Origin of the sequence: Gillisia limnaea DSM 15749 (genome assembly GCF_000243235.1) — a bacterium.
Lineage (GTDB): Bacteria > Bacteroidota > Bacteroidia > Flavobacteriales > Flavobacteriaceae > Gillisia > Gillisia limnaea.
The window spans coordinates 1,009,452-1,027,242 of record NZ_JH594606.1; the positions used below are offsets into that span (position 1 = coordinate 1,009,452).

General features: G+C 36.8%; 15 protein-coding genes and 1 tRNA gene. 13 read left to right on the plus strand and 3 right to left on the minus strand.

Annotated elements, in window-relative coordinates; all coding sequences use genetic code 11:
- Window positions 1–44: 44 nt before the first annotated feature.
- The 9 genes from GILLI_RS06285 (at window position 45) to GILLI_RS06325 (ending at window position 12,110) form a co-directional block, all read left to right on the plus strand.
- Window positions 45–1,493: a glyceraldehyde-3-phosphate dehydrogenase gene (locus GILLI_RS06285; RefSeq protein WP_006988270.1), complete on the plus strand. Its 1,449-nt coding sequence runs from the start codon at window positions 45–47 to the stop codon at window positions 1,491–1,493.
- 238 nt (window positions 1,494–1,731) lie between these two features.
- Window positions 1,732–2,316 carry a flagellar export protein FliJ gene (locus tag GILLI_RS06290; protein WP_006988271.1) on the plus strand — a complete coding sequence of 195 codons (585 nt, stop codon included), beginning with the start codon at window positions 1,732–1,734 and terminating at the stop codon, window positions 2,314–2,316.
- 73 nt (window positions 2,317–2,389) lie between these two features.
- A complete protein-coding gene (gene trmD, locus GILLI_RS06295) occupies window positions 2,390–3,070 on the plus strand; it encodes a tRNA (guanosine(37)-N1)-methyltransferase TrmD (protein WP_006988272.1) in 681 nt (226 codons plus the stop codon).
- A gap of 115 nt (window positions 3,071–3,185) precedes the next feature.
- Window positions 3,186–3,536: a 50S ribosomal protein L19 gene (gene rplS, locus GILLI_RS06300; RefSeq protein ID WP_006988273.1), complete on the plus strand. Its 351-nt coding sequence runs from the start codon at window positions 3,186–3,188 to the stop codon at window positions 3,534–3,536.
- 346 nt (window positions 3,537–3,882) lie between these two features.
- Window positions 3,883–5,295 (plus strand): S8 family peptidase, encoded by a 1,413-nt coding sequence (locus GILLI_RS06305; RefSeq protein WP_006988274.1) that lies wholly within the window; start codon window positions 3,883–3,885, stop codon window positions 5,293–5,295.
- A 765-nt stretch (window positions 5,296–6,060) separates the two neighbouring features.
- Window positions 6,061–8,283, plus strand: a complete 2,223-nt coding sequence (locus GILLI_RS06310; RefSeq protein WP_006988275.1) for an NADP-dependent isocitrate dehydrogenase — start codon at window positions 6,061–6,063, stop codon at window positions 8,281–8,283.
- A gap of 285 nt (window positions 8,284–8,568) precedes the next feature.
- Complete coding sequence (locus tag GILLI_RS06315) at window positions 8,569–10,932, plus strand: TonB-dependent receptor (protein ID WP_006988276.1); 2,364 nt, start codon at window positions 8,569–8,571, stop codon at window positions 10,930–10,932.
- A gap of 93 nt (window positions 10,933–11,025) precedes the next feature.
- Window positions 11,026–11,835, plus strand: a complete 810-nt coding sequence (locus tag GILLI_RS06320) for a DUF4249 domain-containing protein (protein ID WP_006988277.1) — start codon at window positions 11,026–11,028, stop codon at window positions 11,833–11,835.
- Between the two features lie 53 nt (window positions 11,836–11,888).
- Entirely contained in the window at window positions 11,889–12,110 is a 222-nt protein-coding gene (locus GILLI_RS06325) for a DUF6095 family protein (protein WP_006988278.1), read from the plus strand.
- A 115-nt stretch (window positions 12,111–12,225) separates the two neighbouring features.
- Here GILLI_RS06325 and GILLI_RS06330 read toward each other — a convergent pair whose 3' ends face one another.
- The 3 genes from GILLI_RS06330 to GILLI_RS06340 all read right to left on the minus strand — a co-directional run bounded on the left by GILLI_RS06330 (window position 12,226) and on the right by GILLI_RS06340 (window position 14,686).
- On the minus strand, window positions 12,226–13,626 hold the full coding sequence (locus GILLI_RS06330) for an amidohydrolase family protein (protein WP_006988279.1): 1,401 nt from the start codon (window positions 13,624–13,626) through the stop codon (window positions 12,226–12,228).
- 488 nt (window positions 13,627–14,114) lie between these two features.
- Window positions 14,115–14,187: transfer RNA gene (locus GILLI_RS06335), tRNA-Gly, on the minus strand.
- 46 nt (window positions 14,188–14,233) lie between these two features.
- Window positions 14,234–14,686 (minus strand): GNAT family N-acetyltransferase, encoded by a 453-nt coding sequence (locus GILLI_RS06340; protein ID WP_006988280.1) that lies wholly within the window; start codon window positions 14,684–14,686, stop codon window positions 14,234–14,236.
- Window positions 14,687–14,812: 126 nt separating this feature from the next.
- Here GILLI_RS06340 and GILLI_RS06345 point away from each other — a divergent pair, with 126 nt between their 5' ends.
- Genes GILLI_RS06345 through GILLI_RS06360 form a run of 4 tightly spaced genes read left to right on the plus strand, consistent with a single transcriptional unit; the run spans window position 14,813 to window position 17,790 of the window.
- On the plus strand, window positions 14,813–15,370 hold the full coding sequence (locus tag GILLI_RS06345) for a ClpP family protease (RefSeq protein WP_006988281.1): 558 nt from the start codon (window positions 14,813–14,815) through the stop codon (window positions 15,368–15,370).
- Window positions 15,367–15,660, plus strand: coding sequence for a GNAT family N-acetyltransferase (locus GILLI_RS06350; protein ID WP_006988282.1), 294 nt, complete (start codon window positions 15,367–15,369; stop codon window positions 15,658–15,660). The genes GILLI_RS06345 and GILLI_RS06350 overlap by 4 nt, the downstream gene beginning before the upstream one ends.
- 14 nt (window positions 15,661–15,674) lie before the next feature.
- Window positions 15,675–16,169: a GNAT family N-acetyltransferase gene (locus tag GILLI_RS06355; RefSeq protein WP_006988283.1), complete on the plus strand. Its 495-nt coding sequence runs from the start codon at window positions 15,675–15,677 to the stop codon at window positions 16,167–16,169.
- Window positions 16,144–17,790 (plus strand): L,D-transpeptidase family protein, encoded by a 1,647-nt coding sequence (locus GILLI_RS06360; RefSeq protein WP_006988284.1) that lies wholly within the window; start codon window positions 16,144–16,146, stop codon window positions 17,788–17,790. Before GILLI_RS06355 ends, GILLI_RS06360 begins: the two co-directional genes overlap by 26 nt.
- Window position 17,791 lies beyond the last annotated feature (1 nt).

Below are 17,791 nucleotides of genomic sequence, written 5' to 3' on the forward strand. Positions count from 1 at the left end.
ATATACTTTTGCGGCGTTTTAAAACATGAACTTAAAAAATAAAAATGGGATTTAACGAAGTTTACGAAAAGGAACTTTCCTTTCAGGCTGATCGCAGACGTGCATCGGTTGAATTTATTAAAATTGTAAGTGATCTATGGTATGATAAGTCAATTGAATTGGTCCTTTTCAGGAATCAGTTAATCAACCTTAACGTAAGTGATATTTTGAACCTTCATGAATATGCAGGTGAATTTGTACAAAAACCTATTTCCATTTTTGATTCTGTTGAGATCGCCCAAGCCATCAAAAACCTTGATCTTCCTCCTGCCAAACTAGACATTGGAAAATTAACCTACGAATATCACCTGGAGGATGTAGATTACAACAATGCCACGGCTTTCATCTCGAAAAAACTGAAAGAGGCAAAGGAATATCAGGAAGTAACACCTAAAGATGTGGTGCTTTATGGCTTTGGAAGAATTGGCAGATTACTTGCCCGGGAATTAATGACCCGTACGGGAAAAGGAAGCCAAATGAGACTAAGAGCTATCGTTACAAGAGGCTCTATAGATGCTGACATTCTGGAAAAAAGAGCTTCTCTCCTAAAAAATGATTCGGTACATGGAGACTTCTCAGGCACAGTTTCCATAGACGAAGAAAATTCAGCATTGATCATTAACGGAACTACAGTGCATATGATCTCTGCGAACAATCCTGAAGATATAGATTATACATTATACGGCATTAACGATGCACTTATTATAGACAACACGGGTGCATTTAGAGACAAGGAAGAATTAAGCAGGCATCTTAACAGTAATGGGGCTTCCAAAGTTTTATTAACAGCCCCCGGGAAAGGAATTCCAAATATAGTTCACGGTGTAAATCACAAGGAATATAACCCGGATAACGAGGATATTTTTTCTGCAGCTTCCTGTACCACAAATGCCATAGTTCCTGTGCTCAAAGCGATAGAAGACAGCCTTGGCGTAGTTCATGGGCACCTGGAAACCATCCATGCGTATACCAATGATCAAAACCTTGTAGACAATATGCACAGCAAGTACCGAAGAGGCCGCGCCGCAGGTTTGAATATGGTAATTACAGAAACCGGAGCTGGAAAAGCAGTCGCGAAAACCTTGCCTGTTCTTGAAGGAAAACTTACTTCCAATGCAATCCGGGTTCCTGTTCCCAATGGCTCCCTGGCAATATTGAATTTAAAGGTAGAGAACCCAACTTCTGTTAACGCTGTAAATGATATTTTGAAAAAATATGCTCTGGAAGGTGAAATGGTAGAACAAATTAAATATTCTCTTGACAATGAACTCGTCTCTACAGATATTGTAGGATCTGCCCAACCTTCCATTTTTGACAGCAAAGCAACTATTGTTTCCAATAATGGTGAAAATGTTGTTTTATACGTTTGGTATGATAATGAATATGGTTACAGTCAACAAGTTATTCGACTCGCAAAATACATTTCTAAAGTAAGACGTTATACCTATTATTAGGTCAATCAAATCGAAATTTTATAAAGCCCGCCATTTGGCGGGCTATTTTTTTTTCATTTTTTAATCTGAGTAATTGAAAATCAACATTCACAAACTAGGACTGATATCTAAGCACCTTACTTTTAATTAATTAAAAAATCTTTTTAATATAATTAAGATAATTAATAGAAAAGTCACTTTCCGGCAATAAGTTTTTTTCCTTTGCGTTCTTAAGTTAATTTAACCCAAAAGCATACCAATGAACAAACCATTAATTTTTAGTATTTTATTACTTACGTTTAACTTTAGTGTTATCGCACAGGATTATAACAGCGGGGAAAGCCCGGTTGAAGAGGAACTTACCAACCTAATCGAGAAGTCAAATGACTACCAGGGTTTTAAGGTGGTAGACTATAATGAATTGATCACTTTAAAGAAAAATACTTCTGAGTTTATTTCCAAATTAAATAACGAGATAACAACGCAAAAAAACACTATAGATCAACATCAACAGGAGATTTCAGAATTAAAATCTGAATTGGAAACCACAAGACAAAATCTTGAAAAAGTTACCGCAGAGAAAGATGCAATTTCGTTTTTAGGAATTCCTTTCAGCAAAAGTGGATATATGTCACTAATGTGGGGCATAATTATAGTGCTTATTATCGCTTTACTGTTTTTTATTTTTAGGTTTAAAAAAGGACATGCTCAAACTTCAGAAGCCCGCCAAAATCTATCTGCTACCGAAAAGGAATTTGAAGTTTATCGCGCTAAAGCACTTGAAAAGGAACAACGTTTAGGCAGACTTCTTCAGGATGAGCGCAATAAAGCCAGCGACAAATAAGTATCCAGGCATCCCGGCGAAGATTTTATTGTAAAGATATTCTCATCTTTGCACAATAAATTTTTACAGAAAAATGCGAATAGATATTATTACCGTAGTTCCTGATATATTAACGAGTCCATTTGAAGTCTCCATTTTAAAAAGAGCGATTGAAAAAGGCCTGGTGGAAATTCATCTTCATAATCTTAGAGATTATGTAACCGACAATTACAAGCAAATCGATGATTATCAATTTGGAGGCGGCGCTGGAATGGTGATGATGATTGAGCCTATTGATAAATGTATTTCTGGATTAAAAGCTGAAAGGGATTACGACGAAATTATATATATGACCCCAGACGGTGAACGGTTTAACCAAAGGATGGCAAACTCACTCTCCCTTAAGGAGAATATCATCTTGCTTTGCGGACATTACAAAGGTGTAGACCAAAGGGTTCGGGATCATTTTATAACCAGGGAAATTTCAATTGGAGACTATGTATTATCCGGTGGGGAACTGGCGGCTGCAGTGGTTTGTGATTCTATAATACGATTGATTCCCGGTGTATTGGGAAATGAAACTTCAGCTTTAACAGATTCCTTTCAGGATGACCTGCTGGCACCACCTGTATATACAAGGCCTGCCGAATATAATGGCTGGAAGGTCCCCGGGATATTAACCTCCGGGAATTTCCCGAAAATTGAAAGCTGGAGAGAAGAACAGTCTTACCTGAGAACCAAAAAGTTACGCCCCGATCTTCTAGGTGAAGATTAAATAATTTTCTTGCTTGTTTATACTATTAAATTTCATAATTTTGCACTCGTTTCTGAACCAACCTCTGGCGAAATCCGTGAATGTTGCTTTAGGCTAGCTATTTAAAAAATATAATATGGAAGCGTTAATTAAATTCGTACAAGACGAATTCGTTGCTAAAAAAGATTTTCCTGAGTTTTCTGCCGGTGATACCATCACTGTGTACTACGAAATTAAGGAGGGAGCAAAAACCCGTACTCAGTTTTTTAGAGGGGTTGTTATTCAGGTTAAAGGAACAGGAATTTCTAAAACATTTACCATTAGGAAAATGAGTGGAACTGTAGGTGTAGAAAGAATATTCCCTATGAACTTGCCTGCTTTACAAAAAGTTGAAGTTAATAAGCGTGGAGCTGTAAGAAGAGCCCGTATCTATTACTTTAGAGGTCTTACAGGTAAAAAAGCCCGTATCAAGGAAGAAAGAAGATAATTTTCTTTTTCAAAAAAATTCAAAAAGGCTGTCTGAAAAGGCAGCTTTTTTTTTTGTGCTTTATTTTTATCGTCACCGGATGTAGGATTAAAAGTTTAAGAAATAAACCTTTCATTTTCATTAAATTAAGAAAATTATTTCACTTCCTTCACCGCTTCTCAAAAATCTTTTTGGTTTTAATATTCGTTATTTTTACATCAACATATTCCTCAACAAAAAACATTTTTCCCCATTCCTGAACTATTTATAACTCATTTAAAATTTTAACTTCTTTGCATTGTAATAAAATTGCTTAAGATCATTTTTTAATTTACATTCGACACCTTTAACCGTTAAAATATTAAAAATGAAGAATTTGAAGAAAATGGCGCTATCTCTTTGCGCAATGGGAGTTTTATTTACCTCCTGTGAAAAAGATGAAATTAATGAAACTGTTGAGGTGGACGCAGTACAACTGGAAGAAGCACCCTTCAAAAATTACATGGTTATTTCCAAGAGCACTGAATTGACCAAAAGTGTAGAAAATTACCTAAAAACGAGTGGTGGAAAAATTGTAAGTACTATTCCCGAAATAGGAATTGCTATTGTTAACTCGAAAGATGCAAATTTCATCCAGAATACTTTAAAAAATAAGGAAATTGTTTCCGTAGTCCCAGATTATGAAATTAAATGGATTCCTTCTCAGGCAGAAAATGAGCTTACTAGTATGGACGTCTCAATAGAAGCTTTAACTCCTAGTCCAGGTACTACTGAAGGTGCATATATTCGTTTATGGGGTATGGATGCAATAGATGCTCCAGAGGCATGGAATGCGGGTTATACAGGTAAGGGAGCAAGTGTATTTGTTCTTGACTCGGGTATAGACAGGGATAATGTTGAATTTTCCCAAAACCTTAATAAAGATCTTTCCGCTTCATTTGTACCAGGTGAACCTTATTATACAAGTCCAGGAAGATTCCCTAATCATGGTACTCACGTAGCAGGAACTATAGCTGCCAATAAAAATAATTTTGGCGTAATAGGAGTTGCTTATGAAGCTGAATTAGTTGCAGTAAAAGTTCTTTCAGAATTTACTGGTAGTGGAGCGTTTAGTTCTATAAATGCAGGTATAGTATATGCAGGAAATAACAAAGCAGATGTAGTAAATATGAGCCTTGGTGCAACTTTCAATAAAAATGGAAAATTAACAGATGCAGACGGGAATGAATTTAAAATTCCCGCTAAATTTATTCAGGAGATTGTACTTGCACAACAAAGAGCAATTGATTACGCCTATAAAAATGGGGTCACTTTAATTGCATCTGCTGGAAACGATGGTATGAATTACGACGGAAATGGATCAACAATTAAATTGCCTGGTAGCTTAAACAATGTAATTACAATTTCGGCTACTGCTCCGGAAGGGTGGCATCCATTCTCAAATCCGAATACGAATTTTGATATCCCTGCAAGTTATACTACTTATGGTAAGTCTTTAATTGACCTTGCAGCACCAGGTGGTGATGGAGATGTATCTGTATTGGACATGATATTTAGTGTTGCAAGTGGTGAGGACGCTTTCAATTACAATGCTGGTACCAGCATGGCTTCTCCACACGCGGCGGGAGTTGCTGCACTTATTATTGGGAAATATGGAAAAATGAGTCCTCATGAAGTGGAAAAACTATTGATCCGCTCATCAGATCAAGTTGATGGAAACGGTCAAAGCCTTTTCTTTGGGAAAGGCCGCGTTAACGCTTTTCGTGCTGTAACAGAATAAGCTTTATTTATATTAAAATGTTAAAAGCCCCTTTTATGGGGCTTTTTTTATGCCTCATAATTAATCCCTGCTTATAACCAGGACAGGAGGTGCTACTAATATTAAAAATCTATGTAAATCAGGAAGGCAAGTGCACCCCAATTATACGGGCAGGCCGGCCTGAATGAAATTAATTTAGGGCAGTCTTCGGGGAATTAAACCCTTAATGAGGGATGAAAATAGTTAAAGTTCTTGATTTTTAAATTTCTCTGAAGTAAATTTAAGGGTATTTAAAGTTCAATAGAATGACACAAGGATTTCCAGAATTTTAAATACTGTAAAGCAATATTCTTTACCAGGGTTTTTTATCTTCTAAAAATGAATCTTTTTGCATTGCAAAAAGCAGTTAGAACGATAAAGACCTATTTGATGTAATTTGGGCGCGTTTGTGAACAAATTGTATCATATGAAGTAATGCACGTAGTAAGTTCTATTAATAGACTTATATAGATTTTAAAAGATCTGGCGGTAAAGCATTATTTCATTAGAAGCCATTTCAATATACATGGTATGTTGAAATGGCTTTTTAATTTAAATATTTCTTAAACCTTTCCAGTTGCAGGTTCCCAAACTATGATAAAAGATTGAAAAATCTTATCTTCGCAACGCAGGGTATTAAGACATTCTTCATACTTCTTTATCTTTTATCAATTATCCAGACTTATTTTTTATAAATCCAGAATTTTTAAAAATTTTGTCTTAACAATATAAAACAAAATTCAAAATATGACACAGCGATCTAAAATTTATTACACCAAAACTGATGAAGCGCCAATGTTGGCTACTTTTTCTTTTTTACCAATAGTAAGAAGCTTTACAGACACCTCAAATATTGATGTTGAACCAATAGACATATCCCTTGCAGCAAGGATATTAGCTAATTTCGCCGATTATTTAACTAAAGAACAACAGGTTCCGGATGCTTTGAAAATGCTTGGGGAGCTTGTAAATAAACCTGAAGCAAATATTATTAAATTGCCAAACATCAGTGCCTCTGAACCACAACTGGAAGCTACCATAAAAGAACTTCAGGCCAAAGGATTTGATTTGCCAAATTATCCTGGTGAACCTAAAGATGAAAAGGAAAAAGACATCAAAAAAAGGTACGATAAAGTAAAAGGAAGCGCTGTAAACCCGGTTTTGAGAGAAGGAAATTCCGATCGAAGAGCGCCAAAGGCCGTTAAGAATTACGCGAAAGAAAATCCGCATTCCATGGGTGCCTGGGATTCCAATTCTAAAACCCATGTTTCCACAATGACCGAAGGAGATTTTTACGCCAATGAAAAATCCCTCACCCTGGAAGCTGCAGATAGTATTAAAATAGAGCTTGAAAACAATTCAGGAAAAAAGACTTTATTAAAAGAAAACCTGGATCTGTTAAAAGGAGAAGTTATCGATGCTACTGTGTTGAGTAAAAAGGCACTCATCAAATTCCTTGAAGCCCAAATAAAAGATGCCAGGGAAAAGGATGTGCTTTTCTCGTTGCATATGAAAGCGACCATGATGAAGGTTTCAGACCCCATCATTTTTGGACACGCTGTGAAAGTTTATTTTAAAGACCTTTTTGAAAAACACGGACAAACACTCGAAGAAGCCGGCGTAAATGTAAACAGCGGCCTTGGAGATTTATTGAATGTTTTACCAAAATTACCTTCAGAGAAGCGAAAGGAAATTGAAACAGATTTAAAGAGCAGTTTCGATAAAGGACCCGATCTTGCCATGGTAGATTCTGATAAAGGAATAACCAATTTACATGTTCCCAGTGATGTTATTATTGATGCTTCTATGCCTGCTATGATAAGAACTTCAGGAAAAATGTGGAATGCAAAAGGAAAGCAGCAGGATACTAAAGCGGTAATTCCAGATAGCAGTTATGCCGGGGTTTATAAAAAAACAATTGAGTTTTGTAAAAAGCATGGAGCCTTTGATCCCACTACGATGGGTACGGTTCCAAATGTAGGTTTGATGGCTCAAAAGGCTGAAGAATATGGATCTCATGATAAAACATTTGAAATTGAGGAAGATGGAATTGTGCGTGTGATAAATTCAAACGGGAAAAACCTTCTTGAACATAAAGTTGAAAAAGGGGATATCTGGAGAATGTGCCAAACCAAAGATGCACCTGTCCAAAATTGGGTGAAATTGGCAGTTACCAGGGCAAAGGCTTCCGGAATGCCTACAATATTTTGGCTGGATAAAAAACGCAGCCACGATGCCGAGATCATTAAAAAAGTAAACACCTATTTGAGCCCGCTCGATACCTCTGGACTGGACATACAAATAATGAATCTGGAAGATGCTACAGAATATACCTTAAAGCGTGTAAAGGAAGGAAAAGATACCATATCTGTAACTGGAAATGTATTGCGTGATTATTTAACCGACTTATTTCCTATCCTTGAATTAGGAACCAGTGCAAAAATGCTTTCTATCGTGCCACTTATGGCCGGCGGAGGATTATTTGAAACAGGAGCCGGTGGATCTGCCCCTAAACACATCCAGCAATTCCTTAAAGAAGGCCATTTACGATGGGATTCCTTAGGAGAATTTTTAGCCCTTGCAGTTTCTCTGGAGCATTTAGGCGAAAAATTAAACAATAAAAAAGCCTTAATTCTTGCCGAAACTCTTGACCAGGCTACAGAGAAATTCCTTAGAAACAATAAATCACCTTCGCGTAAAGTAAATGAACTGGACAACAGAGGAAGTCACTTTTATCTGGCTCTTTATTGGGCACAGGGTCTTGCCATGCAGGATAAGGATGCCGAATTGAAAAAGCACTTTGCGGAAATCGCTGAAAAATTATCTTCAAATGAAGACAAAATAGTAAAGGACCTCATAGATGCCCAGGGGCAACCGGTAGATATTGATGGATATTATTATCCCAAAGAAGATCTTACCAGTAAAGCAATGAGACCAAGCGCTACATTAAATCAAATTTTAGGATATTAAACCACCTTGAAATAGAAGAAACTAAGGCCGGATTTTCCACGATTCCGGCCTTTCATTTTTTTGCTAAAGCTTGAGTTTATTTTTATTTTGTTGAATCTTTTTGATCATAAAAACCAAATTACTAAAGTTTTAAATCCCGATCGTATCAACCAGGCTATGGCAGAACTATAGATTTTTTCACTGCTGCTTACAAATAGCAAAAAACTTAGAGTGAACTATTCTTAAAATTGGGTTTACTTTTTTTCTATACCCTCAACTGCCGTATATTTAAACAAAAATTCAAGCTTGAATAAATTTCTCTCCCTATTGTTTCTATTGTTTTTTTTAGTTACAAATGCTCAGGATAAAGCGGTTCTAAATGGTGTGGTAAAAGATGCCTCCAGCAACGAAACCCTGTATGGTGTAAATATATTACTACCAACGTTAAATGCCGGTACGGTCACAAATGAATATGGGTTCTATTCCATAAAATTGCCCAATGGCACACATCAAATTAAAGTTTCATATCTGGGTTACCAGGAACTGGTTACAGAAGTTACTATCGAAGAAAATAAAACGTTGAATTTTGATTTAATTCCAGCCTCAGAATTTCTTGATGAAGTTATATTGACGGAAAACATTGAACGTTTAAATATCAAAAAACCGGAAATGAGTGTCAACAAACTCGATATAAATACAATTCAAAAGCTACCTGTGGTCTTTGGAGAAGTCGATGTTGTAAAATCATTATTATTACTACCCGGGGTTTCCAATGCCGGAGAAGGATCTTCCGGATTTAACGTTCGGGGCGGAGCTGTAGATCAAAATTTGATCTTACTGGATGAAGCAACCATTTATAATGCTTCCCATTTATTTGGATTATTTTCTGTTTTTAATCCCGATGCTATCAAGAATTTAAAGCTGTATAAAGGAGGGATTCCTGCCAAGTATGGCGGAAGAGTCTCTTCTGTTTTGGAAATCTATCAAAAAGACGGAAATAGCAAAAAGTTTGAAGCCAATGGCGGTATAGGTGTTATTTCAAGCCGTTTATTGGCACAGGGTCCTATAATAAAGGATAAAGGCTCTTTTCTAATAGGTGGCAGGAGCTCCTATGCTCACCTGTTCCTTAAACTTACCGATAACCCTAATTCTGCTTATTTCTACGATTTGAATACTAAATTAAGTTATAGAATTGATAAAAGTAACAGTATTTTATTTTCAGGTTACTTTGGCAGGGACGTATTTAATATCAATGAAAGCTTTAAAAACACTTATGGTAATGCCGTTTTTAATTTACGCTGGAATCACGTTTTAACCGATAATATTTTCACCAATCTATCTGTAATCTACAGTGATTATTATTATGGATTAACCCTCGATTTCGTTGAATTTAACTGGAACAGCGGTATAAAAAACCTGAATCTCAAATACGATTTCAGTCACTATTTAAATGAAAATTTCAATTTTGAATATGGGGTTCATTCTACCTACTATGAATTTAATCCAGGAGAAATTGAACCTAGCACAGAAAGTTCAGGGATAAATAATTTTAATCTCACCAAGAAATATGCCTTCGAAAATGCGCTTTATTTTTCTGTGGAACAAAAATTCTCGGAAAAATTCTCGGCAGAATACGGCCTCAGGTATAGTAGTTTTCTAAGGTTAGGACAAAAGGAACTCAATTTATATCAAAATGACCAGGCAGTTATCTTCAATGAGGATTTTGGCATTTACGAAGAAGCCAACCCTATTGGCAGTAAGGAACTTTCAAAATCTTCTATAGAGCGATCCTTTGGGAACCTGGAGCCAAGGTTGGCACTGGCTTATAGTTTCAATGATTACCAGTCCGTTAAAGCCAGTTACAATAGAATGAGCCAATATTTACACCTAATTACCAACACCAGCTCCCCAACTCCTTTAGATATTTGGGCCCCCAGCGGTAAATATATTGAACCTCAGTTATTGGATCAGGTTGCTCTGGGTTATTTTCAAAATTTCAACAATGAAAAATACTCATTAGAGATAGAAGGATTTTATAAGTTCATTAAAAACCGATTGGATTATATAGACGGAGCAAATTTAGTTGCAAATAATGCCATTGAACAGGCTATTCTTCCCGGAACTGCCCGGGCGTTTGGGTTAGAATTATTGCTTCGGAAAAACACAGGCCGATTTACGGGATGGCTGGCTTATACCCTGTCCAGATCTGAACAAAGAACTCCGGGAAGAACTCCAGTAGAATCTGGAATAAATAGTGGTAACTGGTATAGCACAGGATATGATAAACCTCATGATATTTCACTTACAGGAAGTTATGAAATTTCTAAAAAATGGCAATTAAATACCAGTTTCGTATATCAAACAGGGTTGCCTACCACCTATCCCACAGGCCAATACCGATTTGAAAATTTAAACATTCCAGTCTATTCTCCAAGGAATAGTAACAGGTTGCCGGCATACCATCGTTTAGATATTTCAGCGACCTATATTCCCAAAAGAAAAACCAAAACTTTTGAATCCTCATGGAATTTTGGGATTTACAATGTGTACAATAGGATGAATGCGGTATCATTAAGTTTCAGAAAGAATGAAGATTCAGGAAATAATGAGGCCGTAAGATTATCATTGTTCGGAATAATCCCCTCGGTCACTTATAATTTTAAATTTTAAGGATATGAAATGAGCATAACGCGAATACGGTACAAACACCTATTAAGATATGTGAATTGCATATGCCCATTAAAAAACAATAAACATCCACATATGAAAAATTTAAAAATCACTATACTCCTACTAATGCTTCTTAGCATCTATTCCTGTGAAGAAGTAGTGGATGTGACGCTGGAAGAATCTGAGCCAAGGTTGGTAGTGGAGGCCTCTATTCTTTGGAAAAAAGAGACTACCGGCAATTTTCAAATAATACAGCTAACCACAACAGCTCCATTTTTTGATGACTCTACTCCACCGGCAGAAGGAGCTAAAGTTTCAGTGAAATCTGAAAGCGGAGCTCGTTATGTTTTTGAGGAATTGGAACCGGGGTTTTACGTTAATGATATTTTTGAACCGGAACTAAACATGTCCTATGATTTGGAAATACTCTATAAAGATGAAGTTTATATAGCAACAGAGTCTTTGATACCCGTTAGCTCTCTGGAATATGTCGAACAATCAACGGGTGGAGGATTTGGTGGGGAGGATATAGAATTGAGAGCGTATTATTTTGATCCTCCGGATGTTGAAAATTATTATTTTTTTAAATTTTTCTATGAGGATCTTTCTATTCAAATTTCGGAAGATGAATTCACCGATGGGAATTTAACTTTTGCCTATTTTTCAAATGAAGATCTGGTCCCGGGAGAGGAGGTCGGGTTCGAAACTCAGGGAATCTCAAAAAGATTCTATGAGTATATGTTCATATTGCGATCACAGGCTGGCACAAATGGTGGAGGCCCATTTCAAACGCAACCTACAACGGTTAGAGGAAACATTATAAATACAACGAATCCCGACAATTTCGCATTCGGATATTTTCGGTTATCAGAAACCGATTTACTAACATATACCCTACAGTAAAATAAGCGCTTTGTTCATTTTATCCTAACTTTGAATTTTCTGAAACTCAAAAAATGAAACATACTAATAAAGAATTGCTGGGGAAAGGACTAAGATACCTTGCCGGCGCGCTACCCTTAATAGTGATAGGTCCTTCAGTATTATATACCGCTTTTAATAACCGGGAACATCCCCTGTACATCGCGGTCCTTATTTTTGGGCTACTGGCTTGTGCAGGAGCTATCTTTTTAATGTTTAAAGGAATTGGCACCTTGATGAAATCATTATTTGACTGATTTTTAAGCTACCTTAGTTTATGAATTTCCTCTATTTTCAGTCCTAAATAATGGAATCAATAGCTCCAATTACACCGGAAACAGTTCCCTATAAAAAGCTAAAGTCGTTTTAAGCTTACTTTCTTATTTCTGAAAGCATCTTCTTTAGGTCCTCTTCTCTAAATATCTTATCTCCAATAATTACCGCTTCTATATCCCTGATATTTTTTATATCCTCCAGCGGATTATTCTCCAGCAAAATTAGATCGGCAACTTTTCCTTCTGCAACTCCGCCATAGAATTCCTCCATCCCAAAAAAAGAAGGACCGTAAATAACTGAAGTGGTCAATGCCTGCTGCGGACTTAAACCTGCTTTTACAAAATCTTGAAGTTCCTCCTGTAGGGATCCTCCTGGATATACAAAAGAATTAAATGCTCCCGAATCTGATCCTGCCAATAACTTTACTCCTGCTTCATACATAGGAAGCAGCATTGCTGAAGTTTGCTTCTCCATTTTTGACCGGGAACTACTTCCTGCTTCCCGCGCACGCTTTGCAGATTCTATTCTTCCCTGGTAGCTCTGGCGTACTCCGGGACCCATATAATTTAGCAAGGAATCCTGGGTATGATCAACATCAAGCATTTCAGCAAGCGTTTTTCCAATATGCACCGTTGGCGTAACATAAACACCTTCAGCAGCCATTTTTTCAAAAACCTGTTGTGCAAGCTCAGGATCATAAGTTTCTATTATTCGATCCATCATTCCATAACCCAAATTCATAGCCGTCAAACTATCTGCAACAGGAGAGCAGGCTTTTAAAGCGTAGTACATATGTTCCGTACCATCAAGGCCATAATCAATGGCTTCAAGAAAATCTGCAGAAAGAGGCATGTGCCCGGTAGTTTTTAAACCTCTCTTTTCAGCGGCTTTTATTATTTCGTAAAACATTTCCTTAGTGAGGTTCCCATCGTACATTTTCACATAATCTACTCCCATTGCTTCAAGCGAATCCAAAGCTTTTTCAATGTCTTGAGTGTTGCTTATCCGGATAGAACCGGGCCACGCAGGATCATCACCATCTAATTTTGGTCCGGAGGTGAAAATACCGGGCCCTTCTAGTGAACCATTCGCTATTTGTTCCCGCCATTCCAAAACACTTGGAGTAATATCTCCGCCGGCATCTCTTACAGTCGTAATTCCATGAGCGAGGAATAAGGGAAGGAAATTTTTATTTTCCTCTACCAGGGTATCTCCTCCACGAAAATGCACGTGCATATCCCAGAGGCCCGGCATCAGGAACTTGTTTTCTGCATTTAAAGTTTTTTTAGCTTCATATCTATCTGAATCTGTCATTTCCCCTACAAAGCGAATTGTATCTCCGGATATTCCAACCAATCGTTCCTGAAGGATCACTCCCGAAGCAACATCAACAATAGAAGCATTCAGGATCAAGAGGTCAAATTTTTCTTTTTCTTCAGAATTGCAGGAAACTATAAGAGAAACCAAACAAATGCTGATGAGGAATTTTTTTATCATGCTATAGTTATTAATTAATGTGAGCCTAAAATAATCTTTTTTAAGCTACAAACACAATTCCTGCTATGCCAGAGGCTTTTGAAAGCTTCTGTTCTACACAGACCAGATTCAACTTCCTGGACGATTTGCACCTTAAAAGAAACAGAGTGATCTTTTTGGGTACGCTTGACGTACCCTTTATTGCTGATGGTTTCATTACACCAGGTTTTTAGTGTATCGATAATTTAGAGCAGGACAATTACAGGCAAAAAAAATCCCCATTTTTCAATGAGGAATTTTTTTTGAGCGGGAGACCGGGTTCCCTTCGACTACGCTCAGGATAAACTTCTCACCCGTACTGCTATTCAACAAAAAACCTCCACTAAAAAGAGGAGGTTTTTATAAAGAGCGGGAGACCGGGTTCCCTTCGACTACGCTCAGGATAAACTTCTCACCCGTACTAATATTCAACAAAAAACCTCCACTAAAAAGAGGAGGTTTTTATAAAGAGCGGGAGACCGGGTTCGAACCGGCGACATTCAGCTTGGAAGGCTGACGCTCTACCAACTGAGCTACTCCCGCAAGACCCTGCAAATATAACCGTTAAATTTTTTAACTTCCAAAAAAATTATAGCTTTTTTAAAAAATGATATCCCTTGATCACATAGCCATGATTCATATAAAATTTATGCGATTTAAAATTTTGAACGTAACTATTTAGTTCTGAAGTCTCACAGCCTTTTTTTCTGGAATAATCAAAGATGAATTCGAATATCTGTTTCCCAAAACCCCGATTCTGAAACTCGGATTTAATAAAAACATGGTCGGGCTCACAGGATTTTCCGGCGTAATGACGGGTCATAAACCAAAGTCCAAAAACACCTATTAATTCTTCCCCTAAATACACTCCAAAACACTCATAATTTTGATCAAACATCTCCTTAAAACGAACTTTAAGCAGCGCCTCATCTGTTTGAAAATCACCAAGTTCCATCACAAATGGGATTACCAGAGACAGGTCTTTTTTTAAAATCTTGTTAAATGCCAATTCCATCCTAGGGTTTTCTGCGAAAATAGTCATAATTTTAGCTATTCAAATAATTTAGAATTAACATACCTATAGAAAGAGCATAATTTAGAATTTAATTCACAAAAAGAATGATTCGAATGCATCTTAAATAGGTGAATACTAAAATAAAAATTACTTATGAAAGCTAAATCCGGAAAAGCACAAGACCTTATAGATACTAAATTTTTAGAAGATCGCAGAATATTTTTATGGGGCGAAGTAAACGACAAAACAGCAAAACACGTTATAGAGCACTTATTATACTTAGATTCTGAATCTGATAAAGAAATCCAGTTTTTTATAAATAGCCCGGGAGGTTTTGTAACCGATGGTTTTGCTATGTATGACACGATGGTTTCTTTAAACAGCCCGGTTTCAACAATTTGTTCCGGTCTTGCAGCATCTATGGGTTCCATTCTTCTTTCAGGAGGAACTAAAGGGCGAAGATTTATTCAACCTTTGGCCAAAGTGATGATTCACCAGCCAAGTGGTGGGGCAAGAGGGCAGGCTTCCAACATTGAAATTCAGGCAGCCGAAATTTTAAAGATCCGGGATCTAAGCGCTAAAATAATTGCAGAAAATTGTGGCCAGCCTATCGAAAAAGTTTTAAAAGACTTCAACCGGGATTATTGGATGGATGCAGATGAATCTATAAAATATGGTATTGTGGATGGCGTTTTTAAAAATAAAAAATGATGAGTCAGGATATCAAACATAAAGAAAGTGCAAACAGAGGAATGATCTATATGGAAGATGAATCCGGCATTACTTCAGAACTCACTTATACAAAAAAGGATAATGGGGTTTTAATTATTGACCATACCCAAACCAGAAAAGGATTGGAAGGAAAAGGGCTGGCATCTATGCTTGTTAAAGAAAGCGTGGAATTTGCACGTAAAAACAACTATAAAATCGATCCTTTATGTCCTTTTGCCGAAGTTCAATTTGATATAAATAAAGATTTTCGGGATGTTCTGGTTAAATAAAAATCAATTTTAAGTTGAGTAAGGCCGTAAAGATCCGAAGGATATCCGCTTCTGAAACCTACGTGGTTCGTCAACCTGTTTTGCGTCCGGGAAGACCATTATCTGAATGTGTCTTTGAAGGAGATTTATCTACAGAAACTTTCCATCTTGGATACTTTTTTGATGAAGATTTAATAGGAGTTGCAAGTTTTATGAAAAAGCAGAACCCTATTTTTCATCAGCCATTTCAATACCAATTAAGGGGAATGGCTGTATTACCAGAATTTGAAGGTAAAGGTATAGGTGCCACCTTGTTAAAAGCAGGTGAAGCCGAGCTACAGAAACTTGATAAACTTGTATTTTTATGGTTTAATGCCCGTAATTATGCCATTGGTTTTTATGAAAAATTTGGATATCAAACTAAAGGAACAGAATTTGATGTTCCGGGAGTTTGTCCTCATATTGTGATGTTTCAGCAGCTAGGTACCGGAAAAAAAATTGATTATGAACCTTTCATTCCTCATACGTAGATGGAACTTTATAACAGGAATAATTTTTCTGGCAATATTGGTATGTGGCTGCAGGAATGAAAGTGAGCAAGATAAGGAGTTTTCAGAAGATCTAAGAAACGGAATAGTGATTTCCATGGGTTCTTCTAAAGAGCTGGAACCAATACTCTACGAATCAACAGAAGCTAAATTATTTCAAAAAGACTCGGTAATCGCATTTTATCTTGAGCGGGACTTTAAACCGGCCTGGACCAATATCAATTTTAGAAATTCCCTTATAGACACCTTAAAATCTGCGCATTCTCAAGGACTCTACTTCAAAGATTACCATGGAGAAGAACTGGAAAAGCAACTTCTGGAACTTTCCACTCTTGATAAAAAGGAGTTGAGTGAATTGGATATGTTACTCACAGATGCTTTTTTTAAATTCATGGATCATTTATATAATGGAAAAGTTGATCCTAAAAGTGTACATAGAATATGGGATGTTTCCAAAAAACAGCATAGCAAGCTAAAACTCCTGGAAAAAGCTGTAAAAGAAAATAATCTCGAGATTGCTTTAAGCCAATTAAGGCCGGTTCATCCTGTTTATAAAGATTTAATAGCTGCCGAGAAGGAATACCGTAAGCTTAAAGAAGATGCTGAGGATTTTAAGAAAATCGAAAAAGGAGTAAAGATAAAACCCGGAAATCAGGATATCCGATTGCAGGAAATTCAATTCAGACTTTTACAGCTGGGTTATTTAAAATCCCTTAAAATAGGGGGTTCCCAATACGATAATGAAACCGTAGATGCAATAAAAAAAATCCAGGAAGCTTATGGACTTTTGGCAGATGGAATAATTGGGGATAAAACCGTTGACCTTCTCAACAAAGGCTATGATCAACGTTATGGCCAAATCCTGGTCAATCTCGAAAGATGGAGATGGTTTCCCCGGGATTTGGGATCGCATTATATCCTTGTAAATATTGCCAATTTCAAACTTCAGGTCGTACGAGAAAAGGACACTATTAGCACCTATAAAACCATAGTTGGAAGAGTATCCAGAAAAACGCCTATATTTTCAGAAGAAATCGATCATCTTATTTTTAATCCCAGCTGGACAATTCCCCCTACGATCAAGAATAACGATGTTATCCCGGGAGTACGGAAAAACCTGGATTACCTCAGTAATAAAAATATTCAGGTTTATAATACTAAAGGGGAGAAACTGGATCCTTCAAAAATAGACTGGACAAAAAGTGAAGTTAAGTCTTTCAGCTACAGGCAACCACCGGGGAACTCCAACCCCCTGGGAAAAGTAAAAATCATGTATCCCAATAGTTATTTGATATATCTTCATGATACTCCATCTCAATCCATATTCGACCAGAATTCCAGAGCACAAAGTTCGGGTTGCATACGGGTAGAAAATGCCATTGATTTGTCTAAATACCTTTTGCGGGATCAGCCTGAATATACTTCAGAATTATTAGACTCCATAATTAATAGGGGAGTCATCAAAAGGATTGATATGAAACAAAAGGTTAATATCCATCATTTTTACTGGACCGCATGGCGCGAAAATGGAGAAACAATCTTTACAGACGATATTTATAACTATGATGAAGCCACTCTTCAAGCCTTAAAAAAGGCATCCTAAA

Coding starts and splice junctions, on each gene's coding strand:
- GILLI_RS06330 (WP_006988279.1), bottom strand. CDS start 13,626: ATGATAAAAAAATTCCTCATCAGCATTTGTTTGGTTTCTCTTATAGTT.
- GILLI_RS06345 (WP_006988281.1), top strand. CDS start 14,813: ATGAAAGCTAAATCCGGAAAAGCACAAGACCTTATAGATACTAAATTT.
- GILLI_RS06310 (WP_006988275.1), top strand. CDS start 6,061: ATGACACAGCGATCTAAAATTTATTACACCAAAACTGATGAAGCGCCA.
- GILLI_RS06350 (WP_006988282.1), top strand. CDS start 15,367: ATGATGAGTCAGGATATCAAACATAAAGAAAGTGCAAACAGAGGAATG.
- GILLI_RS06340 (WP_006988280.1), bottom strand. CDS start 14,686: ATGACTATTTTCGCAGAAAACCCTAGGATGGAATTGGCATTTAACAAG.
- trmD (WP_006988272.1), top strand. CDS start 2,390: ATGCGAATAGATATTATTACCGTAGTTCCTGATATATTAACGAGTCCA.
- rplS (WP_006988273.1), top strand. CDS start 3,186: ATGGAAGCGTTAATTAAATTCGTACAAGACGAATTCGTTGCTAAAAAA.
- GILLI_RS06285 (WP_006988270.1), top strand. CDS start 45: ATGGGATTTAACGAAGTTTACGAAAAGGAACTTTCCTTTCAGGCTGAT.
- GILLI_RS06325 (WP_006988278.1), top strand. CDS start 11,889: ATGAAACATACTAATAAAGAATTGCTGGGGAAAGGACTAAGATACCTT.
- GILLI_RS06360 (WP_006988284.1), top strand. CDS start 16,144: ATGAACCTTTCATTCCTCATACGTAGATGGAACTTTATAACAGGAATA.
- GILLI_RS06290 (WP_006988271.1), top strand. CDS start 1,732: ATGAACAAACCATTAATTTTTAGTATTTTATTACTTACGTTTAACTTT.
- GILLI_RS06305 (WP_006988274.1), top strand. CDS start 3,883: ATGAAGAATTTGAAGAAAATGGCGCTATCTCTTTGCGCAATGGGAGTT.
- GILLI_RS06320 (WP_006988277.1), top strand. CDS start 11,026: ATGAAAAATTTAAAAATCACTATACTCCTACTAATGCTTCTTAGCATC.